The following is a 26075-nucleotide window of genomic DNA, read 5'->3' as shown; positions in this document are numbered from 1 at the left end:
AACGGGTGATCTCGTCCGTCTGCCCGACGCCGAGGTCGGGTCCCTGCTCACTCACCGTCGGGCCGTCCTCCGGCTACCCGCGGCCGGCCTGCTCGCCGAGCTCGTACTCCTCGACCGTCATCAGCACGGCCCGAGCCTTGGAACCCTCGCTCGGGCCGACGACGCCACGCTGTTCGAGCAGGTCCATGATGCGACCGGCGCGGGCGAAGCCGACCTTGAGCTTGCGCTGCAGCATCGACGTCGAGCCGAACTGGCTTGACACCACCAGCTCCACCGCCTGCAGGAACACGTCCATGTCGTCACCGATGTCGGGGTCGACGTCCGTGCGCTCGCTGGTGGTCTTGGCGTTGGTGACACCTTCGGTGTACTCCGGCTCGGCCTGTTCCTTGGTGGCGTTGACGACGGCGTGGATCTCGTCGTCGGAGATGTACGCCCCCTGCAGACGGGTCGGCTTGTTCGCGCCCATCGGTAGGTACAGCCCGTCGCCCATGCCGATGAGCTTCTCGGCACCCTGCTGGTCCAGGATCACGCGGCTGTCGGTGAGCGACGAGGTCGCGAACGCCAACCGGGACGGCACATTCGTCTTGATCAGACCCGTGACGACGTCGACGGAGGGCCGCTGTGTGGCCAGCACCAGATGGATGCCCGCGGCACGGGCCTTCTGGGTGATCCGCACGATCGCGTCCTCGACGTCGCGGGGGGCGGTCATCATCAGGTCGGCCAGCTCGTCGACGATCGCCACGATGTACGGATACGGCTTGTACACGCGTTCGCTGCCAAGCGGCGCGGTGATCTCCCCCGACTTCACCTTCTTGTTGAAGTCGTCGATGTGGCGCACCCGCGACGCCTGCATGTCCTGGTAGCGCTGCTCCATTTCCTCGACCAGCCAGGCAAGCGCGGCGGCCGCCTTCTTCGGCTGGGTGACAATCGGCGTGATGAGGTGCGGAATACCTTCGTACGGCGTGAGTTCCACCATCTTCGGGTCGATCAGGATCATCCTGACCTCCTCAGGGGTGGCCCGCGCCAACAGCGACACCAGCATCGAGTTGACGAAGCTCGACTTGCCCGATCCGGTCGAACCGGCTACCAGCAGGTGCGGCATCTTCGCGAGATTGGCCGAGATGAACTCGCCCTCAATGTCTTTGCCAAGGCCGATCACCAGCGGGTGATGGTCGCGCCGGGTCGACGGCGCGGTCAACACATCGGCCAGCCGCACCATTTCGCGGTCGGTGTTGGGCACCTCGATGCCGACGGCGGACTTGCCGGGAATGGGCGCCAGCATCCGGACGGATTCGGTGGCCACCGCGTACGCGATGTTCTTCTGCAACGCGGTGATCTTCTCGACCTTCACGCCGGGGCCAAGCTCGACCTCGTAGCGGGTGACGGTGGGCCCGCGGGTGCAGCCGGTGACCGCGGCGTCGACCTTGAACTGCTGCAGCACCGACGTGATCACGTCCACCATCTGGTCGTTGGCCGCACTGCGCCGCTTCGGCGGATCGCCGGAGATCAGTAGATCCAGGGACGGCAGCGTGTACGGCCCGTCCACCACCCGGTCCAGGGAAAGGGTCTGCTGCTGCTTGGCTGGCTTCTTCTTCCGGGTTCGGGCCGTCGGCTCCGGAATGGTCGGCGCCTCGTCCTCGATCGGATAGTTGTCCAGTGGGGTGCCCGTCGGCCACGACTGGGGTTCGTCGCCATAGGTCGATGGGTCGTCGTAGTAGCCGTCGGAGAAGTCTTCCGGTTCCTCGTTCGGCAGTTCGTCGTCGTAATCGTCGTACTCCTCGTCGTACGCCTCACCGCGGAACGCCCGAGCGGAGAAGATGGTGCGCACAGTCGAAGGCACTTCGCGGATCGTCGTGCCCGTCACGAGCAGAACACCGAAGAGCACCCCGATGAACAACAGGGGCGCGGCGATCCATTCGGTCAGCCCGTCAGAGAGCGGTCCGCCGATCGCGAAGCCGAGGAAACCCGCGGCGTGCTGGCGGGCGGTGGGATCCTGCGGGGAACCCGCCCACAGATGCCACAGGCCGAGCGCGGGGAGCACGATCATCGCAGAGCCGAGGATCAGCCGCGGCCGGGCCTCGGGGTCGGGTTCGGTGCGCATGAGCACGACCGCGACCGCCGCAAGCACGATCGGCACCAACACCACCGCGGCGCCGATGAGCACCCGAAGGAAGGTGTCGATCCATTCGCCCACCGGGCGGGCGGCGTCGAACCACGAGCTGGCTGCGATGACAACGGCGAAGCCGAGCAGTGCCAGCGCGATGCCGTCGCGGCGGTGCCCCGGCTCGAGGTCGCGGGCCCTGCCCACTGATCGCGCGGTGCTTCCGGCGCCCTTGGCGAGCATCAACCAGCCGACGCGGACTCCGCGGCCCACTGTCGTGCCCGCGGCAGAGATGCGGGACGGGCTGCGCCGCGCAGCCGGCTTCCGTCGAGGGGCCGACGGTCTCGCTGGCCGGGCTCCGCCCCGCGAACTGGCCTTTGACCTGCCCGAACGGGCGCCGGATCGGGCGGCAGTCTTACTAGGCATGCCAGCAAGACTAGTCGCAATAGCCCCATAATCACCATCTGCCACACGGGTCACAGATAGGTATCGAATAATTTAGTTAGGTTCGCTGAGTAGGGTGGTCAACTGTCTTGCACGTACTCAGCGAGGAGTCCATCGCCCATGCCTGTCGTCGTCGTCGCCACCATGACCGCCAAACCCGAGTCCGTCGACACCGTGCGGAACGCGTGCAAACAGGCCATCGAGGCGGTGCACCAGGAGCCCGGATGTGAGCTCTATTCATTGCATGAGGCCGATGGCACGTTCGTTTTCGTCGAACAGTGGGCCGACGCGGACGCCCTGAAGACACATAGCGGCGCGCCGGCCGTCGCGACCCTGTTCGGCACGGTCGGTGAGCACCTCGACGGCGCACCTGACATCAAAATGTTGCAGCCGGTCGTCGCTGGCGACCCGGCCAAGGGTCAACTGCGTCCCTCATGAGTGCGCTCGACGGCAAGGTCGCCTTCATCACGGGTGCGGCCCGCGGTCAAGGCCGCGCGGAGGCGGTCAGGCTGGCGTCCGACGGCGCCAGCATCATCGCGGTCGACATCTGCGACCAGATCGCGTCGGTTCCCTATCCGCTGGCCACGCCTGACGATCTTGCGGCGACGGTCAAGCTGGTCGAGGACACCGGCTCGCGAATCGTGGCGCAGCAGGCAGACGTTCGCGACGTGGAGTCGCTGCAAAGCGCACTACAGGCGGGCCTCGACGAATTCGGGCGGCTGGACATCGTCGTCGCCAATGCGGGTATCGCGCCGATGGAAGCGGGTGCCGACGGCTGGCGCGACGTCATCGACGTCAACCTCACCGGCGTGCACCATACGGTCGAGGTCGCCAAGAAGACGATGGTCGAGCAGGGCACTGGCGGGTCGATCGTACTGATCAGCTCGGCAGCAGGCCTGATCGGCATCGGCAGCGACGACGCCGGCTCGATCGGCTACACCGCAGCCAAACACGGCGTCGTAGGGTTGATGCGGATTTACGCCAATCATCTTGCACGACACAATATTCGGGTCAACTCGATCCATCCTACCGGCGTGAACACGCCGATGATCAACAACGAGCACACCCGCCAATGGCTGGAGCGGTTCGTCGCCGAGTCCGAAACGCCCGTCGACTGGGGCAATGCGATGCCGGTAGACATGGTCGAGGCCGAGGACATTGCCGCCGCGGTCGCGTGGCTGGTCTCCGACGAGGCACGCTACATCACGGGCATCACGCTGCCGGTGGACGCGGGACTCGCCAACAAACGCTGATGGCGCGCAGTCCCGCCGCCCAGACGGCCTCCGGCCCAATGGTGTTGGCGGCCGTTGAACAGTACGAGGAGCCCGACCGCCGCCTCGTGCAGGACGATCTCGCGTATGCGTTCCTACCGCGTGGTCTGCGGGCCTTGGTGCGCACGACGCGGCTGCCCTTTTTTCGGCGCTTGATGATCGGCGCGACGGAGCGCTCCGGGCCGGGACTGTGGGCAAATCTGGCCTGCCGCAAGCGATTCATCGACGAGAAGGTAAACGAGTCGCTTGACGGCATCGATGCGGTGATAGTCCTCGGTGCGGGGCTGGACACCAAGGCGTATCGGCTGGCGCGTCGGGCGGACATCCCGGTGTTCGAGGTCGACATGCCGGTGAACATCGAACGCAAAGCCGCGACCGTCGATCGTGTTCTGGGCGGGACCCCGTCCTCGGTACACCTGGTTGCGGTCGATTTCGAGCGCGACGACCTCGCAGCTGAACTCGCCAAGCACGGGTACCGCGGCGAGTCTCGCGCGTTCTTCGTCTGGGAGGGTGTGACGCAGTACCTGACGGAAGACGCGGTACGCGCGACGTTCTCCTACTTGCGGTCCGCCGCGGCCGGCAGTCGGCTGGTATTCACGTATGTGCAGCGGGATTTCATCGACGGCACGAATCTCTACGGTTCGAAGTCGGCGTACCGAAGGTTTCGGGAGAAACAGCAGATATGGAAGTTCGGCCTGAAGTCCGATGAGGTGGCGGGGTTCATCGCCGAATACGGCTGGGGGCTGATCGAACAAGCGGGCCCGGAGTACTTCTTGCGCCATTACATCGAGCCGGCCGGGCGTGATCTAACGGCCTCGCAGCTCGAGTGGTCGGTCTTCGCCGAAAAGACTTGATCCGACCGCCGACCTAACGCGCGGCGCGGGCCCGGACGAACGAACGCACACCCGCTACGAGGTAGGCCACGAGCAGTACGAACATGACTGTGCTGGCGACTATTGCGCCGGGGCGCTCGGCCGTACCGGCGAACAGGTCGCCTAGCTTGACGACGTTCATCAGTGAACCCAGCGCCCCCAGCAGCGCGATGGCAAGGGCAGCGTGCATGGCATGCTTGCTGGCGTTCTCGGTACGGCGTCCGATCAGCGCGGCGATAAGCAACAGCACGCCCACGGCGGCGGGAATCAGCGCGGTGAAACTGGCCGCGCCTGTTGCGACATAGGCGATCACCCCGGTCGCGACGAGAAGCGCTCCGGTCCAGGTCGTTAGCGCGAGCATCGACATCCTCCTCGAATGCGGTTGACTCGATGCTACCGACGGACCACACGACCATCGCGCAGATCTCCGCCGTCCCCCAATCCCCTAATGCAAACCGCGCCTACACCCCGTAGCTCGACCGGGTATTCACGGGCGCGCGCCCCGTTCCGTGAATCACTGCATCTTCCGAAGATTGCAGGACACATCCACCACGGACCCGAGGATTCGACATGGCACTCATCAACTCCACGACACCTGTGCGTTGGCGTCGACTCCTGCCGGTCGCGTTCATTGCTGCGGCGGGTGCACTCGGCGGCAGTGCCCTCGCCGACCCCGCTGTCGCCTGCGCCGCACCCAATACCGGCGGCGGGTATGACGATGGGCGATACGAAGAATGCCGCAAGAGTGGGCTGAATCCGCGCTTCTGCTGCTCACAAGCCGGCGGAACCTGGACCAAGGTCACGGTGTACGACAAGAATGGATACCCCGTTAGCTACTACTACATGTGCACTGGGTCAGCTCAACCACAACCAGCGGTGTCAGGCACCCGTGTCCCGCCAGGTGTCGTCCAGCCACTGACGCCGGAGACCTTCGAACCCGTCAGCGTCGCCTGACATCGTGATGGACGCCAGGAAACGTCATGTGTGCAACGCATCCCGAGAACATCGGTTCCAAGGAGGCCAACGGATCGCTGCGTGAATCCGGGACCGCGGCGGTCTACCGATTGCGCATCGGAAACTATGTGGCGGAGTGCTCGTGCGGCTGGTCAGCGCCAAGACGACTGTTGAAAGCGGCAGCGTACCAAGATGTTTGGGCGCACGCGGCGCGACGCGGTTGCCAACTGCGCAGCCCGCTGATGTACGAATGAGGCAAGCGGCCTAGATTTCGATGACGGTCGGCACGATCATCGGCTGACGGCGGTAGGTCTCCCCCACCCACTTGCCGACCACGCGACGTACCCCCTGGGCGATGCGCGTTACCTCGGAAACATTCTGGGACGCAAGGAATTCCAATTCGTCCTCGACCTTGCGGGCCACGGGCTCCAGCGCCTTGGGGTCCTCGGAGAACCCACGCGACTGCAGATGCGCCGGCCCGGCAGGCTTGCCCGTACCGCGGTTCACGACGACCGTCACCGCGATGAAACCCGACGACAGGATGAGCCGTTCACCCAGTGTCGCGTCTCCGACGTCACCCGTGATCAACCCGTCGACGAACATCTTCCCGACCGTCACACCGCCGGCAATCGACGCCCTGCCAGCAACCAGATCTACGCTGACCCCGTTCTCGGCCAGCACAATCGAATCGTCCGACACACCGGTGCGCGCCGCCAATGCCGCATTCGCACGCAGCATCCGCCACGTGCCGTGTACGGGCATCACGTTTCGCGGGCGCACCGCGTTGTAGAGGAACAACAACTCGCCCGCGTAGGCGTGACCCGAGACGTGAATCCGCGCTTGGGCATTGGTGACGACGCGAACCCCGATCTTGGCCAGCGAGTCCAAAACCCCGAAGATCGCTTCCTCGTTGCCGGGGATCTGCGACGAACTCATGATGATGAGATCACCCGAGGTCAGCGTGATGCTGCGATGCTCACCACGCGACATTCGCGACAGTGCGGCCATCGGCTCGCCCTGCGTCCCCGTGGTGATCAGCGTGACCCGCTCGGGCGCCATCATCTCCGCAGCACTGATGTCGATCACATCGTCGTCTGCGACGGTGAGGTAGCCCAGGTCCTTGGCGATCCCCATATTGCGCACCATCGATCGGCCCACAAACGACACGCGGCGCCCAAGAGCCACCGACGCGTCGATGATCTGTTGCACACGAGCAACATTGGAGGCGAAGCAAGCGACGATGACACGGCCTTCGGCGCCGCGGATCAGCCGATGCATGTTTGGCCCGATCTCGCTCTCCGAGGGGCCGACCCCCGGTATCTCGGCATTCGTCGAGTCACAGAGAAACAGGTCCACGCCGGCGTCCCCGAGCCGCGACATGCCCGGCAGGTCGGTCGGCCGGTCGTCCAGCGGAAGTTGGTCAAGTTTGATGTCACCGGTATGCAGCACGGTTCCCGCGCCGGTGTGAATCGCGATCGCCAGGCAACCGGGAACCGAGTGGTTGACGTGAAAGTACTCACACTCGAACACACCGTGTCTGGAGCTCTGCCCCTCGCCAACTTCGACGAACACCGGTTTGATGCGGTGCTCGCGACATTTCTCAGCGACGAGCGCCAGCGTGAACTTCGAGCCGACAACGGGAATGTCGGGACGAAGCTTGAGCAGGAAGGGGATTGCGCCGATATGGTCCTCGTGCGCGTGGGTGAGCACCAGCGCTTCCACGTCGTCCAGGCGATCTTCGACGTGGCGCAGATCGGGCAGGATCAGATCGACGCCTGGCTCGTCATGGCCGGGGAACAGCACCCCGCAGTCGACGATCAGCAGCCGCCCGAGATGCTCGAAAACGGTCATGTTGCGGCCGATTTCGCTGATCCCGCCAAGCGCGGTGACCCGCAGACCGCCAGGGACCAGTGGCCCCGGTGATTTGAGTTCGGAATTCACTACCGCAGCACCGCTGCAGCCCGCATGTCGGCGGCAAGCGCCTCGATCTGCTCGGGAGTGGCCGGTACCTGGGGCAGCCTGGGATTGCCCACCTCGATGCCTTGCAGGCGCAGCCCTTCCTTGGCAAAGGTGACACCACCCAGCCGCGACTGGGCGTCTGCCAGCGGCCCCAACGTGACGTTGATCTTTCGCGCTGTCGCGACGTCACCAGAGCTGAACGCGGACAACATGTCTCGTAGCTGCCCCGCGGCCAGGTGTCCCCAGACGCTGATGAAGCCGACCGCCCCCATTGCGAGCCATGGCAGGTTTAGGGCATCGTCACCGCAGTAATAGGCCAATCCGGTCTCGGCGATGATCTGCCCGCCACCGTGCAGATCGGCCTTGGCGTCCTTGACGGCGACGATGTTCGGGTGGTCGGCAAGTCGTCGCAGGGTGTCCCACTCGATCGGCACGACAGACCGCGGCGGAATGTCGTACAGCATCACCGGCAACGAGGTCGCGTCGGCGACCGCGGTGAAATGCGCCTCCAGCCCGGCCTGCGGCGGGCGTGAGTAATACGGCGTCACCACAAGCAGTCCGTGCGCACCTTCGGCCTCGCACGCCTTCGCCAGGTGCACGCTGTGTGCGGTGTCGTAGGTGCCCGCCCCGTTGATGATCCGAGCCCGATCGCCCACGGCGTCCAGCACCGCGCGCAGCAGCGCGATCTTCTCGTCGTCGGTGGTCGTCGGCGATTCGCCGGTGGTGCCCGACAGCACGAGGCCGTCGCAGCCGGCGTCGACAAGATGGGTGGCCAGCCGGGCGGCGGTGTCCGTGTCGAGCGAGCCGTCGGGCTTGAACGGAGTCACCATCGCGGTCAGTACGGTGCCCAACCGGGCGGTCACGTCGAATCCGCTGGTGCTCACGGGACCCAAGATTACCTTCTCGGCCTCACGCCTCTGTGGCAAGCGGCGACGTTGCCACCTCCGTGCCATCGGCGAGCGTGGTGACCTCGAAATCCGAGAACACCTGCGGTGCGACGTCGATGAGTTGGCGTAGACACTCGATCGCCAGTCTGCGGATCTCCACGTCGGCGTGTTCGCTTGCCCGCATCGCGATGAAATGCCGCCATGCGCGGTAATTCCCGGTGACGACGATGCGGGTCTCGGTGGCGTTCGGCAACACCGCGCGAGCGGCTTGCCTGGCCTGCTTGCGCCGCAGCACCGCGTTGGGCTGGTCGGCGAATTTCGCCTCGAGCCTGCCGAGCAGTTCACTGTAGGTCGCCCTGCTTGCGTCGGCGGCCGCGGTGAAGATTTCCAGCAGCTCAGGGTCGTCTTCCATCCCCGGCGGCACCACGACCTGCGAGTCCTGCTCGGGCACATACCTCTGCGACAGTTGCGAGTACGAGAAGTGACGATGCCGGATCAGCTCGTGGGTGCATGAGCGCGAGATGCCGGTGATGTACAACGAGACCGACGCGTGCTCTAGCACCGAGAAGTGGCCGACGTCGATGATGTGGCGCAGGTAGGCGGCATTGGTCGCGGTCCGCGGATTTGGCTTGGACCAGCTTTGATAGCAGGCGCGGCCGGCGAACTCGACGAGCGCGGGTCCGCCGTCGGCGTCGGTGTTCCACGGCACGTCGGGCGGCGCCAAGAACTCGGTCTTGGCGATCAGTTGCACGCGCAGCGGCGCGGTCTCGGCCACGGCTCACCCTAACTTGATGAACCTTGCCGTAGCGGTGTTAGTCGACTAACGTGTTAGTGACTAACATCGAGGAGGATCTGCCGTGGACACCGACGTCGTGGTCGTAGGAGCAGGACCAACCGGGTTGGCTCTGGCATGCGGGCTGCGGGCAGCCGGAGTCGGGGTGCGCGTGATCGACAAGGCGCAGGGCCCGGCCGTGACTTCGCGGGCGCTTGGCCTGCAGCCGCGCGGAGTCGAGGTGCTCGACCGGCTCGGCGCCCTTGGTGACCTTCCGGCGAGGGCGATTCCGATCCGCCAGGTGGTCATCACCGTCGACGGTCGCCAGCTGGCGCGGCTTCAGATCGGGTTGTCCATGGAGCGGCTGGGCGGCCGGCCCGGGCTGGTGATGTCTCAGGCCGACATCGAGCGGGCATTGCGTGACCGACTGTCCGAACTCGGCGAAGCGGTCGAGTGGGGCCGCGGCATACAAGGGCTGGAGGCCGGCGCCGACCGCGTTTCCGTGCGACTCGACGACGGCACTGAGCTCGACGCCGGCTGGGTGGTCGGCGCCGATGGCGCGCACAGCGCCGTTCGCAAGGCATTGGGTATTGGATTTCCCGGCGTTCCGCTCGTGGAGCGTTTCCTGCTCGCCGACGTGCATGCCGCGCTCGAGCGGCCACGCGACTCGGCATCGACATGGATGCGCGGCACCAACCTGCTGGCCGCGTTCCCGCTGCCCGGCAGCGATCTATGGCGACTGATGGCGCCAGCACCTCCGCAGGGTCCCGAGGATCCGTCCGCGGAAGCCATCGTCGACTACCTCGGGACACGGCTCGCCGAGGAGGCCGGCGGCGAGATCCGCTCGGTCGAGTGGACGTCGGCTTTCCGCATTCACCGCCGCCTCGCCGACTCCTATCGGCGCGGTCGGGTGTTGCTTGCCGGCGACGCCGCACACATCCACAGTCCACTTGGTGGTCAGGGCATGAACACCGGAATCGGAGACGCAGAGAACCTGGCGTGGAAGCTCGCGCTCGTGATCTGCGGCCGAGCGAATGAACGCCTGCTCGACACCTACGAAGCGGAGCGGCGTCCGATCGCCGAGGACGTACTCGAATCGACAAGCGGCCTTACCGAGATCGTCATGGGCGGCAGCCCAATCGCCCGCTTCGTGCGCGATCGTGTCGCAGTGCCGTTGATGAACCGCGGATGGGTGCAACGGCTTATCGCGAAAAAAGCTTCGCAGCTACAAGTTTCGTACCGGGATGGGCCACTTGGCGCCGGGCGTCGACGCCGGCTGCCCGGGCTTCGGCCCGGTGATCGCGTTCCCGATCGCGACGGGATGTACAACGCGTTGGGGCCGGCGTGGGTGATGCTCGGACCCGAGTCGATGGCAGACGTCGCCCGTCGGCGGATCGGCGATGTCGTCACCCTCCGCGGCCACAGGGACGCGATGCTGGTGCGCCCCGACGGCCATCTGGCGTGGCGTGGCGACGACGCGTCTTCACTGCACGAATGGCTCGACAGTGCATTCGGCGAGCGCCAGGGAGTATTGACTCCGTGACCGAACTCGACTGGCGTGCGCGAAAGAAGGCGGCGACCAAGCAGTCGATCCAGGAGCACGCGCTACGTCTCTTCGGCGAGAAGGGCTACGACGCAACAACTGTCGAGGAAATCGCCGCCGCGGCAGGCGTGTCACACATGACCTTCTTTCGGCACTTCCCGCGCAAGGAAGCCGTCGTGGAGTACGACGAGTACGACCCAATTGTCGAGAAGCTCATCGCGGCGCGGCCACCGGACGAAGCGCCGTTGACCGCGCTGCACAACGCTATTCGCGAGGGCCTGGCAGCCATCGTCGACACCGACCGTGAAGCGCTGCTCCAACGGACGCGGCTTGTATTGCGCAACCCGGTGCTGCGATCGCGAAACCTCGTCGCACAGGACGAAACCCGTGATCTGTTCGCCCGGGCGCTTGCCCGCCGCGCGGGCATGTCCGCGCCTGACTTCGCCTCGACCGTGCAAGCTTCGGCCGCGCTGGGCGCGGTAGGTGTGGCGATGGCCGCGTGGGACGCCGGCGAGGACGACGACCCCGTCGCGCTGATCGACGCCGCCTTCGCTGCGCTGCGGGCGGGTTAAGGCCCTTGGTAGTGCACCTCGAAGACGGCGTCCGGCTCGGGTTTTCCGGCTTGGCCCCCGCTGACGTGGTCGAACGCGCTGGACAGATCTTCGCGAATGAACCGCTCTAGGCCGTCGCGTGATTCCCACACTTCGATGACCCGCCAGCCGCCGTCTGCCTCTCCAGCGGCGTGGAACTTCATACCCTTGGCCTGACCGGCTTCCCAGACCTTCTCCCGTATCGCGTCATAGGTCTGCTTGTCGATTGGCGGGTTCCAGATAACCCCGATCGCCATGTGAGCCCCCTTGATTGATCGGTACACAGCCCCCCGGCCGCAATTTCAAGTGTTCCACCGCCACTTGAGCGCCGCGGCCAATTCGCACGGTCAGTCGACGACCACTCCAGCGCGGCGCATCGCGATGGTGATGTGTTCGAAGTCGATGGCGCCGTGCGTGCGGGCCACTGCGTCGGCGTCGTCTCCACGGCCGTCGGCGATGGCTCGCACGATTTCTTCGTGGTCGTGCAGGGCGCGTAATTCCATGCTGCGCATGGTCGACGGCTCGCCCCACAGGTGTGCCGGCGCGCCGATACTCACGGATGCCTTGAGATCCAGCAGCATCTGCTTGAGCACGTCGTTGTGGGCGGCGTCCATGATCGCGACGTGGAAGCGGCTGTCGGCCTCCTGGGCGGCCAGGCCGGTAGTTGCCGTCCGGTATTCCTCGAACCGTTCCCAGAGCACCGACACATCGTCGTCGGACCGTGCCTCAGCGGCGGCACGGCACACGACGCCCTGCAGCCGGCACAGGGCATCGAAGCGATCTCGCAGCTCGCCGAGGAGCATGCTCAGCGTGCGGCCGACCGCTTCGGTGGACGACTCCGGCCACTGGTTCAGTACGTACGACCCGCCGCCGCGACCCCGTCGCGTTTCGAGCAGACCTCGTTCGACGAGCCGTGCCAGCGCGGCGCGCACGGTCATCCGACCCGCCCCCAATGATCGAGCGAGTTCGCGCTCGACGGGCAGCCGCGCGCCGGGCAGATACTCGCCGACCGCGATCGCCGTGATCAGTCGGTCGGTGATCTCGTCGACCCGTGACGACGTGTCGAGCTGCTGCTCGAGCAGCCCAGGCACTGCCGGTGCGCCGTTATGCGCCATGCCCCGAACCCCTCCCTCGTCAACGTAAGGTTAAATCCCCGTCAATGGTCTTGCCATGAGACCTTTACCGGTTCATGCTGATCGCCATGCCTTGTGACACCCGCCTGGTGCCTTTCCGTGGTCATCAAACCTGGGTACAGACCACCACACCCGTTAGCGCTCGGCACGATGTTCTTCCGCTCTTCGTTCTGCACGGCGGGCCGGGAATGGCGCACGACTACGTCCGCAACATCGCCGAACTGGCCGAGGAGACGGGCCGCCAGGTCATCCACTATGACCAGGTCGGCTGCGGCAATAGCAGTCATCTGCCCGACGCACCCGCCGACTTCTGGGCACCCGAGCTGTTCGTCGACGAGTTCCACACAGTGCGCAATGCGCTCGGCATCGACGAGTACCACCTGCTGGGCCAGTCGTGGGGCGGCATGCTGGGCGCCGAAATCGCGGTCCGGCAACCACCTGGACTCGCGTCGCTGGCGATCTGCAACTCCCCCGCCTCGATGGCGCTCTGGATGGCCGCTGCCGACGAATTACGTGCCCAGCTGCCGCAGGAGACCCTGGCCGCCCTCGAGCGTCATGAAGCGGCGGGCACGCTGACGGACCCGGAGTACCTGGCCGCGAGCGACGAGTTCTACCGGCGCCATGTGTGCCGAGTCGTGCCGACGCCACAGGACTTCGTCGACACCGTGAAGCAGATGGAGGCGGATCCGACGGTCTATCACACGATGAACGGCCCCAACGAGTTCTACGTCCTCGGCACTCTGCGAGAGTGGAGCATCATCGACCGGCTGCACCTCGTCACCGCGCCCACCCTGGTGATCGCCGGGGAGTTCGACGAAGCCACGCCCGCCACCTGGCAGCCCTACGTCGAGCACATTCGCAACGCCGAAAGCCATGTCTTCCCCGACACCAGTCACTGCACCCACCTGGAGAAACCAGAGGAGTTCCGCGCCGTCATCGCGGCATTCCTCTCCAGCCACGACGCCGACCACGAGCTGGCCGACACCGCACGGATCTAACCCCGCTCTTCGACCCGACAGGACCGTCATGGACGTCACAACCCCACGCGCCGCCAACGCCGCCACCGGCGCCGATGGCCAGCGCGCGCTTGAATCCTTCGGTTACAAACAGGAACTCAGTCGCTCAGTCGGAACCGCCGACCTCGTGGTCTACGGCCTGGTCTTCATGGTGCCGATCGCGCCATGGGCGATCTTCGGCACCGTCTACAACAGTGCGTCGGGCATGGTCCCGCTGGTGTACCTCATCGGCTTGATTGCCATGGTGTTCACCGCATTGGCATACGCGCAGATGGCCAAATCGTTCCCGCTGGCTGGATCGGTCTTCTCGTATGTCGGCCGCGGAATACGGCCCGACGTAGGCTTTTTCGCCGGCTGGGCAATCCTATTGGATTACCTGTTGATACCAACCCTGCTGTATGTGTTCGCCGCCGAGTCGATGATCGGCTTGTTCCCGGATACGCCTCGTTGGCTCTGGGCGATCGTGTTCGTCGTCGTCAACACAGTGATCAATCTGCGCGGAATCGGCTCGCTGAAGATAGCCAACCGCATCTTCCTCGCCATCGAGCTTGTTTTCGTCATGCTCTTCGTGGTCATCGCGGTACGGGCAATCAACGGTGACAGCCTGCCCAACGTCGGCTGGAGCACAACGCCGATCTGGAACTCTGATGTCGTCAGCGCACCACTGATCGCGGCGGCGCTGTCCATCGCCGTGCTGAGTTTCCTTGGCTTTGACGGCATCTCGACGCTGGCCGAGGAGTCCACGGGCAAGAAGAACCCCGCGGGCCGCGCCATGGTCGTGTCGCTGTTCATCGTGGCTACCCTGTTCATCACCCAAACCTGGCTGGCCAGCCTGCTCGCGGGTGGGCGCGAGTCGTTCTCCGACGACGAGGCGGGCAATGCGTTCTTCCGCCTGGTCGAAGCGGCGTCAAGCACAGGCTGGATGAACGCGTTCTTCGTCGTCAACGTGCTGGCGGTCGGGTTCGCGAACGCCATGGCCGCGCAGGCCGCGACCAGCCGGCTGCTCTACTCGATGAGCCGCGACCGGCAGCTGCCGAGCTTCCTCTCGATAATCAGCAGCCGCAAGGTGCCGATTGCGGCGATCCTTGTGGTCAGCGCGCTCAGCCTCGTGCTCGTGCTGTTCTTTGTCGGCCAGATCGCGCTGATCTCGTCGCTGGTGAACTTCGGCGCCCTGTTCGGCTTTGCGCTACTGCATGTTTCAGTGGTCTGGTACTACGTGGTGCGCAAGAAGTCGAAGAACTACCTGCTGCACTTGGTCGTGCCGACGCTTGGCTTCCTGATCATCGGCTACGTGTTGTTCAACGCCGACTCGCTGGCGAAGATCGGCGGACTCGTGTGGCTGGGTATTGGCGCAGTGGTGTTCATCGTCAACAAGATTCGCGGTAAGGGCGTGCCGGTGCTGGCTGAGGAGCGCACGGTCCCGGGTGAAGGTGCAAGCCCAGCGACCACACCGCCGCGGTGATCGCGTTTAGACCGAACCAGTGCGTGCGCCAGTCATGTTGCCCTCGACGCAAACACCTGGGACCGCGCGGTGAGGTAAGGGTGTGAAAGCGTCAGCGCGAGCGTGGTCACGATCACCACGATGTACACGGGAATCAGGTGTTCGAAAGTTGTGTAGCCAATGGCGAAGTGGATTGCCAGAGCGGGCGCGGTACCGGCGGCACACCCGATCAACAACGACCACCACACCCACCGCTCGCCGCGCCGCCACCCCCACAAGCTGATCAACAGGACTGCCAAACCGGCTCCCATCAAGGCGCCGCCGAACCCTGCGCGGTCGTGTGCGATAAACGGAAGGAGCTGCGAATCGGCGGATCGCAGCGTGTCGGACTCAGCGCCGAGGAACGTTAGATCCGTCGGGACGAACACCGACGTCAGCCCGACCGTCGAGATGACAGCTCCCGCAACGAATAACCCGCCGCCGAGTCCAATCATCAGCAGCTGACCCCACAGCGCCCGGCGCCGCTGCGCTTCCAGGCCGGAGGGAAGCACCCGCCAGCGCGGCGTCGAGGGCCTACGCCACACCGCGAACACGAACATTGGGAACAAGACGATCACAACGAGCGTATGCAGCGGTTCGATGAAGCCGGTGCCAAGGAAGTAGAACAACGTAAGAAACGTGACGGCACCCGAGATCAGGAACGCGTTGCGTGCCCACACTCGGCCCTGCCGGATACCGCCCCACGCCAGCCCTATATACAGCGATCCGATCCCGATCATGTTGCCCGCCATGGTCAGCCGGTCATGCTGCAGGAAGCCCACCAGGTGATGATTCACGGCGTGGAGGTCGTCCACCGACACGCCGAGATAATCGCGGTCATACCACAACAGCACCGGGCCGAGCGTGATTGCGGCGGCACCCACGCCCGCGACGATCATGCCGATGCCGACCAAGACGCCCCAGAGCCACGACGGCCAATGGCGCGGGTCACGCGGAACGTCACGCAGTCCGGGCGCTGGGGTGGTCGGCGTGGCGGCCTCGATTACGCGGTTGAACCAGCTTGGTCCTGCCGCGATGAGCACGGCGGGAGTGGTGAGCACCGTCGTCGACGGATCTGCCAGCGCTGCCACTGCGACATCGATGTCGGGGTCGGTCAACCGGATCGCTTCCGGTACGGCGCCGACGGTCACATTGTCGACATAGGGCGCAACGGCTTCCGCGACTTCCGGTGCCTCCACGAACGCTACGACCGGACAAGTTCGTCCATCGGTCGCTCGACGCAAGTCGTCTACCTCGTCGATGCGCACAGGTCCGACCTCGATGATGCTCGCGCCCTGTACCGGCAAGACCGCGATCGACTCCCGCGCGACGGAGACCGGAACGCAGGCGCCGAAGCGACCTTCCCAATGCGGCGGGACCGGTGGATGGTCGAACACCCACGGGATCCAGCGACGTCCTCCGGCGGACCTGACAAGCGCTGCCAGAAACCGCATTGCCAGCATCTGGGTCCGGCGCTCACCAAGTAGGGCGGTGGCGATCGGACTCAGCGGATGATAGGTCCAATCCGGCACTCGTCGATTGTCACACGCTGCAACCGCGGACAGAGACGCAGAAATTGTCGATCAACCCGTCGCGTCGCACGCCGAAGGTCGGGCCACGCGCCGCCCGGATCGTTGTGCTCTGAGACGAAAACCGCTGGCTTTCGGTCGGCCCACGCCAGTAGCGTTCGCCGAATGAAACTCCGGATTGCCACGATAGCCGTCGTCGTCGTGGTCCTGGCGCTACTGGTGAACGCGTTCCTCGTGGACCGGACAGAGCGGTCCGCCGAAGCGTTCGCCGGTGGTCGGGTGCTCGAGCTCGACGGCCCAGACCTCAACGTGCGGGAGTACGGCGGGTCGTCGGGTGATCGGGCGGTGGTACTGCTGCACGGCTACTCAGCGTCGATCGAATGGTGGGAGAAAATCGCTCCGGCACTGGCAGATTCGGGTCAGCGGGTCGTCGCCATTGACCTTGTGGGCCACGGTGGATCCGAGGCGCCGCGCGACGTCGAACCCTACGGTGTTGCCGGGCAAGCCACAGCAGTGCGCAGCGCGCTGGGCGCCCTGGGTGTGCGCCGCGCGGTTCTGGTCGGGCACTCGATGGGCGGCCACATCGCGACCGCCGTCGCAGAGAGCGATCCGGACCTCGTCGAGCGGATCGTCGTGTCGGACACGCCCGCCGACCAAGGCCTCACGGACATGCCGGTGTTGGGCAGCTTGGGATGCTGGCCCCTGATCGGACCGGCGATCGACCGGTTTCGCGGCGTCGACGCTCTGACGAACAGTTCACTGCAGACCGGCTTCGCATCGGAGTATCCGGTGCCGCAACTCGCGCACCGTTCGCTCGAACAGTTGACCCACCAGGGCGTGTGCTACTCGGGTACCGACGACAACGAGCGAGCCGTTGCCGATCGGCTGGCCGGAATGGGCAAGCCGGTACTCGTCGTCTGGGGTGAGCACGACGTGCTGACGCCCACGGCGCCTAACGTCGAGCGGTATGGCGCGGCCGGGTTGGATCGGCGGGTCATCGCGGTCTCGGGCCACAGCCCAATGGTCGAAACCCCCGGCGCGTTCGTCGCGGCTATCACCGACTTCATCCGGCCCGACCGATAGCGCGCAGCCGGGCAGCCAAGTTCGTTGCCCGACCGTGACGACGTGAATGGACATTCGATCGTCAGGTCGCCGCCCGCAACGCATCGATCAAGTTCCCCTTGTCACCGACGGTAACGCCGCCAAGCCCCAACCAGCCCGCCATTGTCTCCAACTCTCGTGCGAGAGCTTCAGCGACCCGCGATAACCGATGGCCGTCTTCGGCGAACGCTCCGACGACATTCAATGCATCCCGAGTGCGTTCGGCTTTCAGGTCGACCCGCCCGACCAGCTGGCCGTCGAGCATGAAAGGCCAAACGTAGTAACCGAATTGGCGCTTTGGCTGCGGAACGTAGATTTCGATGCGGTAGTGGAAGTCGAACAGCCTCTGCACGCGAGGCCGGAAGAAAATCAACGGGTCGAACGGGCACAGCAGCGCCGTCCCGCGATCACGCCGCGGCACCGTCTGCCCGGCCCGCAGATACGCAGGCGCCGTCCAGCCGTCGACCTCGACAGGTTCCAACTCCCCGTCGGCCACCAGCTTGGCGATCGCGGGCTTCGCCTGTTTCGGAGACAGCCGGAAGTAGTCGCGGATATCGGGTTCGGTTCCGACACCCAGTGCGGTGGCAGCTCGCAGTGTCAGCTCGCGGATCGCCTCGTCGTCGTCGACTTCTCGAGCCACGACCTCGGGCGGCAACACCCTTTCGGTGAGGTCGTAGTGACGAGCGAACCCGACGCGCGTGGCCGTCGTCAGCACTCCCGCAGAGAACAGTGCCTCGGTCACCCACTTCGTGTCACTGCGGTCCCACCAGGGGCCTTTCTTCCCAGGGCGGTCCTCGCCGACGTGTGTCTCGATCTCGCCTGCCGTCATCGGGCCGTGCTCGGCAACGGCAGCGACGATGTCGTCAGCCAACCGCTGTTTCTTCTTGACGACTTCTGTGCGCCACCGCCCGTGCGTGTACTCACGCATCCGCCAACGCAGCAGCGGCCAGTCGTCGACGGCCATCAGCGCGGCCTCGTGCGCCCAGTACTCGATCAGCAGGCGCGGCGACCGGGCCGAGTGGCTCCACGCCGCGCGGTCGACCACGTCACGGTCGTATGGACCGAGCCTGCTGAACACCGGCGCGTAGTGGGCCCGCACTGCCACCGATACCGAATCCAGTTGCAGCACTTGAATCCTCGAGATCAACCGCCGCACGTGCGCACGGGTGACCGGACCGCGCGGCTTGGGTTCGGCGAAGCCCTGCGCGGCGACCGCGATGCGTCGCGCCTGACTAGCGGTGAGCGTCGTCATGGCCGCAGGTAGCTGTGATACCGGTAGCGCAAGCCTGAGCCACTGGTGAGCCACTCCCCCGTCGTACCAATCCATGCCTCGTCGAGCACCGGCGCCACCGCGTCGCCATCTTCACGCGGCAGGTCGATCTCGACCTCGGTCACCTCACATCGGGTGGCGATCGGCAGCGCCAGCGCGTAGATCTGCTCGCCGCCGATCACCCATGTCTCGTCCGTCGCTACTTCGTCGAGGGTGGTCACCACCTGTGCCCCGTCAGCCATGTAGTCAGCTTGCCGGGTGAGTACGACATTTCTGCGTCCCGGCAGCGGGCGGACCTTCGCAGGCAGCGATTCCCAGGTCAGCCGGCCCATCACCACGGTGTGGCCGATGGTGAGCTCCTTGAACCGCGCCTGGTCCTCCGGGAGCCGCCACGGGATGCCGCCTGCGCGGCCAATTACCCCCGAGGTCGACTGGGCCCAGATCAGGCCCACCGTCGTCATCATCGATGTTCGGCCCTGCAAGCAGGCCTCATACGGCGACAGGCGCCTTGATCGCCGGGTGCGGGTCGTAGTTCACAATCGCCACGTCGTCGTAGGTGTAGTCGAAGATCGAATCGCGTGGCGCCAGAACAAGTTCGGGGTATGGCCGCGGGTCCCGGCTGAGTTGTTCGGCGACCTGCTCGACGTGATTGTCGTAGATGTGGCAGTCGCCGCCGGTCCAGATGAACTCCCCGACATCGAGTCCGGCCTGTGCGGCCATCATGTGCGTGAGCAGCGCGTAGCTGGCGATGTTGAACGGCACGCCGAGGAACAGGTCGGCGCTGCGCTGATACAGCTGGCACGACAGCCTGCCGTCGGCGACGTAGAACTGAAAGAAGGCGTGGCAGGGCGGCAGCGCCATCTGCGGAATCTCGCCCACGTTCCAGGCCGACACGATGTTTCGGCGCGAATCCGGGTCGGTCTTGAGCAGCTCCAGCGCGGCGCTGATCTGGTCGATGTGTTCACCCGACGGCGTTGGCCAGGACCGCCATTGCACTCCGTACACGGGACCCAAATCTCCTGTGGGAGATGCCCATTCGTCCCAAATAGTAACGCCGTGCTCATGCAGCCAGCCGATGTTGGAGTCGCCGCGCAGGAACCACAGCAACTCGTAGACGATCGACTTGGTATGCACCTTCTTGGTGGTGATCAGGGGAAAACCGGCGGTCAGGTCGTAGCGCATCTGGTGGCCGAACAAGCTGTGGGTACCGGTGCCCGTGCGGTCGGATTTCGGTGTGCCACGCTCAAGCACCAGCCGCAGTAAATCCTCGTAAGGCGTGGCAATCGGCACGCCGGTCAGCTTACTTCCAGAGCCGACGAGTAGAACGGATGCCATGCCGAGTATCTCTGCGACCGTCACCACTCCCGACGGCACCTGCCCCGTCACCCTGCACACCCCCAACGGCACCGGCCCGTGGTCGGCCGTGGTCATGTATCCGGACGCCGGCGGCGTGCGGCCCACCTTTCAGGACATGGCGGCCAGGCTGGCCGGATTCGGGCATGCCGTACTGCTGCCCGATGTCTACTACCGCCACGGCGACTGGCAACCGTTCTCGATGGACACCGTGTTCAGCGACCCGGAACAGCGCAAGCGGCTGATGGGCATGGTCGGCAGCGTGACGCCGGACATGATCGCCAGCGACGCCGGCGCATTCTTCGACTTCCTTGTCTCGCGGCCCGAGGTCAAGGGCGACGCGTTTGGCGTGTGCGGCTACTGCATGGGCGGACGTACGTCGGTGATCGTCGCGGGTCTGCAGCCGGACCGGGTCGCAGCGGCCGGGTCCTTCCACGGCGGCGGCCTGGTCACCGACGACCCCGGCAGCCCGCATCTGCTCGCCGACCGAATGAAGGCGACCGTCTACATCGCCGGTGCGGAGAACGACGCCGGCTTCACCGCCGAGCACGCCGAAACGCTGGACAAGGCGCTGACGGCCGCCGGCCTCACGCACACCGTCGAGTTCTACCCGGCCGCCCACGGATTCGCGGTGCCCGACAACCCGCCGTACGACGAGGAAGCCGCCGAGCGTCACTGGATCGCGTTGCAGGAGCTGTTCGAGACCGCATTGCCCAATTGACCGAACTCTCGCTGCGGGCGCTGAATCGGGCGACACTCGCCCGCCAGCTGCTGCTGGAGCGCTCGCCGATGACGGCCCTCGACGCGATCGAGCACCTCGTCGGCATGCAGGCGCAAGCGCCGTTCGCGCCGTACTACGGGTTATGGAGCCGGCTCGACGGCTTCACCGGCGATGACCTGTCTGGCCTTCTCACCGATCGCAAGGCCGTTCGTATCGTGCTGATGCGCGGCACCATCCACCTGGTCACCGCCAACGATTGCCACCGACTACGTCCGCTGATCCAGCCGATGCTGGATCGCACGCTGACGAGCGCCGCGCATGCCAGGCCGTTGGCGGACGTCGACGTGGACGCGGTCGTCGCCGCGGCCAGGACGCTTCTGGACGCCGAGGCGCTGACGCCGGCTGAAGTGGGCGCCCGGCTGGCCGAACAGTGGCCGGACACCCCGCCTGCGGCGTTGACCGAGGCCGCACGCAGCCTGCTGCCGCTGGTGCAGGTTCCGCCGCGGGCCCTCTGGCAGCGCAGCGGGCAGGTGCGGCTCACCACCGCGACGGCATGGTTGGGCCGGCCGCGCGGCAAAGCGCTGACCATCGACGATGTCGTGTTGCGCTACCTCGCCGCGTTCGGACCGGCCGGCGCCGCCGATGTGCAGACGTGGAGCGGACTCACCCGGTTAGGCGAGGTGATCGAGCGGCTCTCGCCGCGCCTCAGGACGTTCAAAAGTGAACGGGGTCAAGCACTTTACGATCTTCCGGACGCGCCACGACCCTCGGCGGACACACCGGCACCGGTACGACTCGTCGCGCCGTTCGACAACATCTTGCTCTCGCATGCCGAGCGCACTCGCATCATCAGCGACGAGCACCGCAAGAGGCTGTTCTTCGGTAAGAACGGCGTGTTCCCCGGCAGCGTACTTGTCGACGGATTCGTGGCCGGCACCTGGGAACTGACAGGAAAGGCCGCGTCGACCGGCATTCGGGTGCAGCCGTATATCCGGCTGCGCAAGGCTGTGGCGAACGAGATCACCGCAGAGGCAAACCGGCTCCTTGACCGCGCCTTCGACGTCGTCGATCCGCGGGTGGAATTCCTTTAGAGCCCCGCTCTCGGCAGCTTTGAGCCGATACGCCACGATGAACGGATGTCCGACAAGGGATCAACCGAGCACCCGGACCCCAGCGACGTTGGATCGCGTATCGACCCGGTACTGGCCCGCAGCTGGCTGCTGGTGAACGGCGCGCAGTACGAGCGATTCGCCCCCGCGACGCATTCTCGTGCCGACATCGTCGTACTCGACATCGAGGATGCCGTCGCCCCCAAGGACAAGGATGCCGCGCGCGAGAACGTGATCAAGTGGCTCGGCGCAGGCAACAGCGATTGGGTCCGCATCAACGGCTTCGGAACGAAGTGGTGGTCCGATGACCTGGAGATGCTGTCGGGCACGTCGGTCGGCGGCGTGATGCTGGCGATGGTCGAATCGGTCGACCACGTCACTGAAACCGCCAAGCGGCTGCCGGGTGTGTTGATCGTGGCACTGGTGGAAACGGCCCGCGGCCTGGAGCGCATCACCGAGATCGCCGCGACGAAGGGCACCTTCCGGCTGGCATTCGGAATCGGCGATTTCCGCCGCGACACCGGATTCGGCGACAACCCGACCACCCTGGCCTACGCGCGGTCGCGATTCACCATCGCAGCCAAGGCAGCGCACCTGCCCAGCGCCATCGACGGGCCCACGGTCGGTTCCAGTGCCCTCAAGCTCAGCGAGGCGACCGCGGTGTCAGCTGAATTCGGCATGACCGGAAAGATCTGCCTCACACCAGATCAGTGCGCGACGGTGAATGAGGGACTTTCCCCGTCTCTCGAGGAAATCAGTTGGGCCAAAGAGTTTTTCGTCGAGTTCGAACGAGACGGCGGCGAGATTCGCAACGGTTCTGACCTGCCGCGCATCGCCAGGGCCAACAAGATCCTCGACCTGGCCCGCGCATACGGCATCGAGGAATCCGAATTCGACGACGTCGACGATCCCGCGCACATCCCCGCGCCGTCGGACACGTACCACTACTGAGGTTCGGGATCGTCCCTGTGGATGAAACGGCTTAGCGCCCGCGCCACACCGCGCCCTGCGTAGATGCCGGCAACCACCGACAAGACAATCATCACGATGAACATCACGAGCCAGTTCGAGCGGCTGTGGCTGACGTTCCACCAGACAATCGTGAAGAGCACGGCGCAGATGAACACCACGATGTCGCGCCAGTTTCCGGCGTACGACATGGCGGCCTCGCGCAGGGCCTTGCTCCTCTCGTTCGCCTCGATCAGGTCGTTGATTCGGTCGTCAATGCTCGCCTTCAGCCGGGCTTTCAGTTCGGGCTGATCGTCCGGAATCCGCTCCAGCAAGTCCATGTCCTTGGCGATCATTGAGCGAACGTCGGGCCCCTTGAAGTTCCCCGCGACGGCGCCCAGCAGCGCGCCACCGGCGATTGGTGCTGCGCCCAAAGCAAGTTCGGCTATCCCGGGCATGCCTAGTCCTCCATTAACGTCGCGGCCAGCGTGCCGCCGAGCTCGTACGCTCGCTCGCGGACACCCGCATCGATGGCACCGACGACCTCGAGCACGTCGGCGGCCTTGGTGAGCGCAAGCCCGGTCGCAAGCTTTTCTACCGCGTTGACCGCCCCCGCCGTGTCGTTATTGCCATGCACCCACAACCCGTACGGCCGACCGGCGACGTGGTCCAGGCTTGGGTAGTACACGGTGTCGAAGAAATGCTTCAACGCGCCTGACATGTAACCGAAGTTCGCCGTGGTGCCAAACAGGTAGCCGTCGGCGTCGAGCATGTCGGGAATCGTCGCGGCCAAAGCCGGTCGAACTTCGACGTCGACGCCGTCGATGTCGGGGTCCTTGGCGCCGTTGAGCACGGCTTCGAGCAGCTCGCGCGTCCCCGGGGATGGCGTGTGGTGGACGACGAGCAGCGTCTTACTCACTGCTGTCGGCTCTTCGCGCAAGCGCTCATCACTCGCGCTCCTGCATCTCGACCGCCTTCTTCATCGTCTCCCGGGCACGGCTGCGGTCGCCCGCGTAGTCGTATGCCCGGGCAAGCCGGTACCAGCGCCGCCAGTTATCCGGGTCGTTCTCCAGTTCCTCGCGAACGGTGACGAAGAGCTCGTCGGCCGCGTCACGCTGGATTCGTCCGGACGCCATCCGCGGCAAGGAGGTGACGTCAAGCTCCAACCCTTCTTCGCGGACGATGCGGGCGAGCCGTTGATGGGCCAGGCCGGCCCGCAGGGTGCTGACCATGGCCCAGATGCCGATCAAGGGCATGATCATCAACGCCAAGCCAAGCCCGATAGCTGCCGGCTCCCCTGAGGTGATGAACGCCATCGCGATGCGGCCAAGCAGGAAGAAGTAGACGACCAGCGCCACGCACATGAAGCCGATGAGTACTTGAATGCGCAGTGCGCGTGCGTTGTCAGTCATTACAAGTCGAGCAGCGGCTCGATACCCACCGTGAGGCCGGGGCGTTCGCTCACTCGTCGAACCGCCAGCAGCACACCGGGGACGAACGACGTGCGGTCAAAGCTGTCATGCCTGATCGTGAGTGTCTCGCCCAGCGTGCCGAAGAGCACTTCCTGGTGAGCGACGAGCCCGGCCAGTCGCACGGAGTGGACAGGAATGCCGTCGACGTCGGCTCCGCGCGCGCCCTCCAGCCCCGTGCTGGTGGCATCGGGGTTGGGCGGCAGGTCTTTTCGCGCCTCGGCGATCAGCCGCGCGGTGCGCGCCGCGGTGCCCGATGGCGCATCCGCCTTTTGTGGGTGATGCAGTTCGATGACCTCAACGGATTCGAAAAAGCGCGCCGCCTGCTGCGCGAAATGCATGGACAGGACGGCGCCGATGGCGAAGTTCGGGGCGATGATCACCGCGACGTCGGGCTTGTCGGCCAACCATGTTTGCACCTGCGTCACGCGTTCGTCGGTGAAGCCGGTGGTGCCCACGACGGCGTGGATTCCGTTGTCGATCAAGAACTTGAGGTTGTCCATCACGACGTCAGGGTGCGTGAAGTCGATGACGACGTCGGTCCGGCTGTCCACCAGTTTGGCGAGCGCGTCACCGGCATCGACCCCCGCCGAGAACGTCAGGTCTTCCGCGGCCTCGACCGCCTGCACCATGGTCGCGCCGACCTTGCCCTTGGCGCCCAACACTCCGACTCGCATGGCTCGCAGCCTACTGCGGCCGCCTTCCCGCGCGAGTGTGCGTGTCCGCGCCCCGACACGCCGATCGCGAATTCACTTCTGTCACTTTGGTTTCAGGCGGTGATCGAGGTCGGAATTTGTCACCGCCCAGCGATAGTATTCGAACATGCATTCGGATACGGTGTCGGATCGGGAGGCCATCCTGGCCGCCTGCGACGAGTTCGACGCGGCGTTCGACACGTTCCTCGGGCGTTCCATTGAGGCGTTTACCGATGCCGAACTGCTGGTCCTGCAGGATCGGCTGGAACGCAATCTGCGCCGCGCGCCCGCTATCGAGCAGCGGATCATCCATCGGCTGACCGCCCAAGCGTCGCCGGCTGAGCTCGGTGGCACATCATGGGCGGACGTGTGGTCCACCCGGCTGCGGATTTCCAAGGATGAGGCGCAGCGCCGGATCCGTCACGCCCAGCTGTTGGGGCCACGACGGGCACTCAACGGTGAGGCGCTGGCGCCCGCACTGCCCCACACCGCCGCCGCCCAGCAGCGCGGCGATATCGGCGCCGAACATGTGCGCATCATCGAAAAGTTCTTCCACCAGCTACCCGCGGCGGTGGATTATCAGACCCGCGAGCTCGCCGAAGCTGACCTGGCCGACGCCGCGGCCAGTTTGGGGCCCACCGAGCTACGCGCGGTCGCCGAGCGGTTGATGGCACTAGTCAACCCCGACGGCGAATTCTCCGACGCTGATCGGGCGCTTCGGCGCAGCTTCCGCATCGGCCCGCAACAGCGCGACGGGATGAGCAAGGCCGAAGGTTGGTTGACCCCCGAAGCCCGCGCGGTGCTCGAAGCGGTGATGGCCAAGCAGGCCGCCCCGGGCATGTGCAATCCCGAGGACCA

The 26075-nt window shown here is 65.5% G+C and carries 28 protein-coding genes; 13 read left to right on the top strand and 15 right to left on the bottom strand.

Features of this window, described 5'->3' with window-relative positions; all coding sequences use genetic code 11:
* Window positions 1–73 precede the first annotated feature (73 nt).
* Window positions 74–2527 (bottom strand): FtsK/SpoIIIE family DNA translocase, encoded by a 2454-nt coding sequence (locus VFH65_RS22010; protein WP_353324203.1) that lies wholly within the window; start codon window positions 2525–2527, stop codon window positions 74–76.
* A 138-nt stretch (window positions 2528–2665) separates the two neighbouring features.
* Here VFH65_RS22010 and VFH65_RS22005 point away from each other — a divergent pair, with 138 nt between their 5' ends.
* The 3 genes from VFH65_RS22005 to VFH65_RS21995 are packed head-to-tail and all read left to right on the top strand — an operon-like array spanning window position 2666 to window position 4670.
* Window positions 2666–2983, top strand: coding sequence for a putative quinol monooxygenase (locus VFH65_RS22005; protein WP_353324201.1), 318 nt, complete (start codon window positions 2666–2668; stop codon window positions 2981–2983).
* Window positions 2980–3798 carry a mycofactocin-coupled SDR family oxidoreductase gene (locus VFH65_RS22000; RefSeq protein WP_353324199.1) on the top strand — a complete coding sequence of 273 codons (819 nt, stop codon included), beginning with the start codon at window positions 2980–2982 and terminating at the stop codon, window positions 3796–3798. Before VFH65_RS22005 ends, VFH65_RS22000 begins: the two co-directional genes overlap by 4 nt.
* Complete coding sequence (locus VFH65_RS21995) at window positions 3798–4670, top strand: SAM-dependent methyltransferase (protein ID WP_353324198.1); 873 nt, start codon at window positions 3798–3800, stop codon at window positions 4668–4670. Before VFH65_RS22000 ends, VFH65_RS21995 begins: the two co-directional genes overlap by 1 nt.
* A gap of 13 nt (window positions 4671–4683) precedes the next feature.
* Here VFH65_RS21995 and VFH65_RS21990 read toward each other — a convergent pair whose 3' ends face one another.
* The gene (locus VFH65_RS21990) at window positions 4684–5049 is read right to left on the bottom strand and encodes a hypothetical protein (protein WP_353324196.1); all 366 of its coding nucleotides are present in this window, start codon (window positions 5047–5049) and stop codon (window positions 4684–4686) included.
* 209 nt (window positions 5050–5258) lie between these two features.
* Between VFH65_RS21990 and VFH65_RS21985 the strand changes: the two genes are divergently transcribed.
* Window positions 5259–5642 carry a hypothetical protein gene (locus VFH65_RS21985; RefSeq protein ID WP_353324195.1) on the top strand — a complete coding sequence of 128 codons (384 nt, stop codon included), beginning with the start codon at window positions 5259–5261 and terminating at the stop codon, window positions 5640–5642.
* 264 nt (window positions 5643–5906) lie between these two features.
* Here VFH65_RS21985 and VFH65_RS21980 read toward each other — a convergent pair whose 3' ends face one another.
* From VFH65_RS21980 to thyX, 3 genes are read right to left on the bottom strand one after another with little or no spacing between them, the layout of a single operon-like run.
* Window positions 5907–7583 (bottom strand): ribonuclease J, encoded by a 1677-nt coding sequence (locus tag VFH65_RS21980; RefSeq protein WP_353324194.1) that lies wholly within the window; start codon window positions 7581–7583, stop codon window positions 5907–5909.
* Window positions 7583–8485 carry a 4-hydroxy-tetrahydrodipicolinate synthase gene (gene dapA / locus VFH65_RS21975; protein ID WP_353324193.1) on the bottom strand — a complete coding sequence of 301 codons (903 nt, stop codon included), beginning with the start codon at window positions 8483–8485 and terminating at the stop codon, window positions 7583–7585. The genes VFH65_RS21980 and dapA overlap by 1 nt, the downstream gene beginning before the upstream one ends.
* A gap of 25 nt (window positions 8486–8510) precedes the next feature.
* Window positions 8511–9263, bottom strand: coding sequence for an FAD-dependent thymidylate synthase (gene thyX / locus VFH65_RS21970; protein ID WP_353324191.1), 753 nt, complete (start codon window positions 9261–9263; stop codon window positions 8511–8513).
* An 82-nt stretch (window positions 9264–9345) separates the two neighbouring features.
* Between thyX and VFH65_RS21965 the strand changes: the two genes are divergently transcribed.
* Window positions 9346–10803: an FAD-dependent monooxygenase gene (locus VFH65_RS21965; RefSeq protein ID WP_353324189.1), complete on the top strand. Its 1458-nt coding sequence runs from the start codon at window positions 9346–9348 to the stop codon at window positions 10801–10803.
* The gene (locus VFH65_RS21960) at window positions 10800–11375 is read left to right on the top strand and encodes a TetR/AcrR family transcriptional regulator (protein ID WP_353324187.1); all 576 of its coding nucleotides are present in this window, start codon (window positions 10800–10802) and stop codon (window positions 11373–11375) included. The genes VFH65_RS21965 and VFH65_RS21960 overlap by 4 nt, the downstream gene beginning before the upstream one ends.
* On the opposite strand, the gene VFH65_RS21955 is transcribed toward VFH65_RS21960, so the two are convergent.
* Both VFH65_RS21955 and VFH65_RS21950 read right to left on the bottom strand, forming a co-directional pair.
* Window positions 11372–11650 carry a hypothetical protein gene (locus tag VFH65_RS21955; protein ID WP_353324186.1) on the bottom strand — a complete coding sequence of 93 codons (279 nt, stop codon included), beginning with the start codon at window positions 11648–11650 and terminating at the stop codon, window positions 11372–11374. The two genes, VFH65_RS21960 and VFH65_RS21955, sit on opposite strands and share 4 nt — an antisense overlap.
* A gap of 90 nt (window positions 11651–11740) precedes the next feature.
* The gene (locus VFH65_RS21950; protein ID WP_353324184.1) at window positions 11741–12508 is read right to left on the bottom strand and encodes a FadR/GntR family transcriptional regulator; all 768 of its coding nucleotides are present in this window, start codon (window positions 12506–12508) and stop codon (window positions 11741–11743) included.
* A gap of 74 nt (window positions 12509–12582) precedes the next feature.
* Here VFH65_RS21950 and VFH65_RS21945 point away from each other — a divergent pair, with 74 nt between their 5' ends.
* Window positions 12583–13524 (top strand): proline iminopeptidase-family hydrolase, encoded by a 942-nt coding sequence (locus VFH65_RS21945; RefSeq protein ID WP_353324182.1) that lies wholly within the window; start codon window positions 12583–12585, stop codon window positions 13522–13524.
* A gap of 28 nt (window positions 13525–13552) precedes the next feature.
* Entirely contained in the window at window positions 13553–15004 is a 1452-nt protein-coding gene (locus tag VFH65_RS21940) for an APC family permease (protein ID WP_353324181.1), read from the top strand.
* Between the two features lie 32 nt (window positions 15005–15036).
* On the opposite strand, the gene VFH65_RS21935 is transcribed toward VFH65_RS21940, so the two are convergent.
* Complete coding sequence (locus VFH65_RS21935) at window positions 15037–16554, bottom strand: hypothetical protein (RefSeq protein ID WP_353324179.1); 1518 nt, start codon at window positions 16552–16554, stop codon at window positions 15037–15039.
* A gap of 162 nt (window positions 16555–16716) precedes the next feature.
* On the opposite strand from VFH65_RS21935, the gene VFH65_RS21930 reads away from it, so the two are divergent.
* Window positions 16717–17634 carry an alpha/beta fold hydrolase gene (locus VFH65_RS21930; RefSeq protein WP_353324177.1) on the top strand — a complete coding sequence of 306 codons (918 nt, stop codon included), beginning with the start codon at window positions 16717–16719 and terminating at the stop codon, window positions 17632–17634.
* Window positions 17635–17695: 61 nt separating this feature from the next.
* On the opposite strand, the gene VFH65_RS21925 is transcribed toward VFH65_RS21930, so the two are convergent.
* From VFH65_RS21925 to VFH65_RS21915, 3 genes are read right to left on the bottom strand one after another with little or no spacing between them, the layout of a single operon-like run.
* Window positions 17696–18904: a winged helix-turn-helix domain-containing protein gene (locus tag VFH65_RS21925; RefSeq protein ID WP_353324175.1), complete on the bottom strand. Its 1209-nt coding sequence runs from the start codon at window positions 18902–18904 to the stop codon at window positions 17696–17698.
* On the bottom strand, window positions 18901–19383 hold the full coding sequence (locus VFH65_RS21920) for a dihydrofolate reductase (RefSeq protein WP_353324207.1): 483 nt from the start codon (window positions 19381–19383) through the stop codon (window positions 18901–18903). Before VFH65_RS21920 ends, VFH65_RS21925 begins: the two co-directional genes overlap by 4 nt.
* A 28-nt stretch (window positions 19384–19411) precedes the next feature.
* Window positions 19412–20212, bottom strand: a complete 801-nt coding sequence (locus VFH65_RS21915) for a thymidylate synthase (protein WP_353324205.1) — start codon at window positions 20210–20212, stop codon at window positions 19412–19414.
* 43 nt (window positions 20213–20255) lie between these two features.
* On the opposite strand from VFH65_RS21915, the gene VFH65_RS21910 reads away from it, so the two are divergent.
* From VFH65_RS21910 to VFH65_RS21900, 3 genes are read left to right on the top strand one after another with little or no spacing between them, the layout of a single operon-like run.
* Window positions 20256–20996 (top strand): dienelactone hydrolase family protein, encoded by a 741-nt coding sequence (locus tag VFH65_RS21910; RefSeq protein WP_353324173.1) that lies wholly within the window; start codon window positions 20256–20258, stop codon window positions 20994–20996.
* Window positions 20993–22087 (top strand): winged helix DNA-binding domain-containing protein, encoded by a 1095-nt coding sequence (locus VFH65_RS21905; RefSeq protein WP_353324171.1) that lies wholly within the window; start codon window positions 20993–20995, stop codon window positions 22085–22087. Before VFH65_RS21910 ends, VFH65_RS21905 begins: the two co-directional genes overlap by 4 nt.
* Window positions 22088–22132: 45 nt before the next feature.
* Window positions 22133–23056 carry an HpcH/HpaI aldolase/citrate lyase family protein gene (locus VFH65_RS21900; protein ID WP_353324169.1) on the top strand — a complete coding sequence of 308 codons (924 nt, stop codon included), beginning with the start codon at window positions 22133–22135 and terminating at the stop codon, window positions 23054–23056.
* Here the strand turns inward: VFH65_RS21900 and VFH65_RS21895 are convergent.
* From VFH65_RS21895 to dapB, 4 genes are read right to left on the bottom strand one after another with little or no spacing between them, the layout of a single operon-like run.
* Window positions 23050–23511, bottom strand: a complete 462-nt coding sequence (locus VFH65_RS21895; protein WP_353324168.1) for a hypothetical protein — start codon at window positions 23509–23511, stop codon at window positions 23050–23052. The two genes, VFH65_RS21900 and VFH65_RS21895, sit on opposite strands and share 7 nt — an antisense overlap.
* A 2-nt stretch (window positions 23512–23513) precedes the next feature.
* Window positions 23514–23972: a flavodoxin family protein gene (locus VFH65_RS21890; protein WP_353324167.1), complete on the bottom strand. Its 459-nt coding sequence runs from the start codon at window positions 23970–23972 to the stop codon at window positions 23514–23516.
* A gap of 28 nt (window positions 23973–24000) precedes the next feature.
* Complete coding sequence (locus VFH65_RS21885; protein WP_353324166.1) at window positions 24001–24465, bottom strand: hypothetical protein; 465 nt, start codon at window positions 24463–24465, stop codon at window positions 24001–24003.
* On the bottom strand, window positions 24465–25199 hold the full coding sequence (dapB, locus tag VFH65_RS21880) for a 4-hydroxy-tetrahydrodipicolinate reductase (protein WP_353324165.1): 735 nt from the start codon (window positions 25197–25199) through the stop codon (window positions 24465–24467). The genes VFH65_RS21885 and dapB overlap by 1 nt, the downstream gene beginning before the upstream one ends.
* A 145-nt stretch (window positions 25200–25344) precedes the next feature.
* Between dapB and VFH65_RS21875 the strand changes: the two genes are divergently transcribed.
* Window positions 25345–26075: DUF222 domain-containing protein (locus VFH65_RS21875; protein ID WP_353324164.1), on the top strand; the 731-nt coding region annotated here is incomplete at its 3' end.

The organism is Mycobacterium sp. (assembly GCF_035697385.1).
Lineage (GTDB): Bacteria > Actinomycetota > Actinomycetes > Mycobacteriales > Mycobacteriaceae > Mycobacterium.
Note: the sequence above shows the minus strand (reverse complement) of the source record. Positions and strands in the feature narration are given on the sequence as shown.

Bases quoted from the DNA above. Each gene is read 5' to 3' on its own strand.
- VFH65_RS22005 (WP_353324201.1), top strand. From the start codon at position 2,666: ATGCCTGTCGTCGTCGTCGCCACCATGACCGCCAAACCCGAGTCCGTC.
- VFH65_RS21985 (WP_353324195.1), top strand. From the start codon at position 5,259: ATGGCACTCATCAACTCCACGACACCTGTGCGTTGGCGTCGACTCCTG.
- VFH65_RS21900 (WP_353324169.1), top strand. From the start codon at position 22,133: ATGTCCGACAAGGGATCAACCGAGCACCCGGACCCCAGCGACGTTGGA.
- VFH65_RS21955 (WP_353324186.1), bottom strand. From the start codon at position 11,650: ATGGCGATCGGGGTTATCTGGAACCCGCCAATCGACAAGCAGACCTAT.
- dapB (WP_353324165.1), bottom strand. From the start codon at position 25,199: ATGCGAGTCGGAGTGTTGGGCGCCAAGGGCAAGGTCGGCGCGACCATG.
- VFH65_RS21945 (WP_353324182.1), top strand. From the start codon at position 12,583: ATGCTGATCGCCATGCCTTGTGACACCCGCCTGGTGCCTTTCCGTGGT.
- VFH65_RS21995 (WP_353324198.1), top strand. From the start codon at position 3,798: ATGGCGCGCAGTCCCGCCGCCCAGACGGCCTCCGGCCCAATGGTGTTG.
- VFH65_RS21920 (WP_353324207.1), bottom strand. From the start codon at position 19,383: ATGACGACGGTGGGCCTGATCTGGGCCCAGTCGACCTCGGGGGTAATT.
- VFH65_RS22000 (WP_353324199.1), top strand. From the start codon at position 2,980: ATGAGTGCGCTCGACGGCAAGGTCGCCTTCATCACGGGTGCGGCCCGC.
- VFH65_RS21895 (WP_353324168.1), bottom strand. From the start codon at position 23,511: ATGCCCGGGATAGCCGAACTTGCTTTGGGCGCAGCACCAATCGCCGGT.
- VFH65_RS21910 (WP_353324173.1), top strand. From the start codon at position 20,256: ATGCCGAGTATCTCTGCGACCGTCACCACTCCCGACGGCACCTGCCCC.
- VFH65_RS21885 (WP_353324166.1), bottom strand. From the start codon at position 24,465: ATGACTGACAACGCACGCGCACTGCGCATTCAAGTACTCATCGGCTTC.
- VFH65_RS21930 (WP_353324177.1), top strand. From the start codon at position 16,717: ATGAAACTCCGGATTGCCACGATAGCCGTCGTCGTCGTGGTCCTGGCG.
- VFH65_RS21940 (WP_353324181.1), top strand. From the start codon at position 13,553: ATGGACGTCACAACCCCACGCGCCGCCAACGCCGCCACCGGCGCCGAT.
- VFH65_RS21990 (WP_353324196.1), bottom strand. From the start codon at position 5,049: ATGCTCGCGCTAACGACCTGGACCGGAGCGCTTCTCGTCGCGACCGGG.
- VFH65_RS21925 (WP_353324175.1), bottom strand. From the start codon at position 18,904: ATGACGACGCTCACCGCTAGTCAGGCGCGACGCATCGCGGTCGCCGCG.
- VFH65_RS21950 (WP_353324184.1), bottom strand. From the start codon at position 12,508: ATGGCGCATAACGGCGCACCGGCAGTGCCTGGGCTGCTCGAGCAGCAG.
- VFH65_RS22010 (WP_353324203.1), bottom strand. From the start codon at position 2,527: ATGCCTAGTAAGACTGCCGCCCGATCCGGCGCCCGTTCGGGCAGGTCA.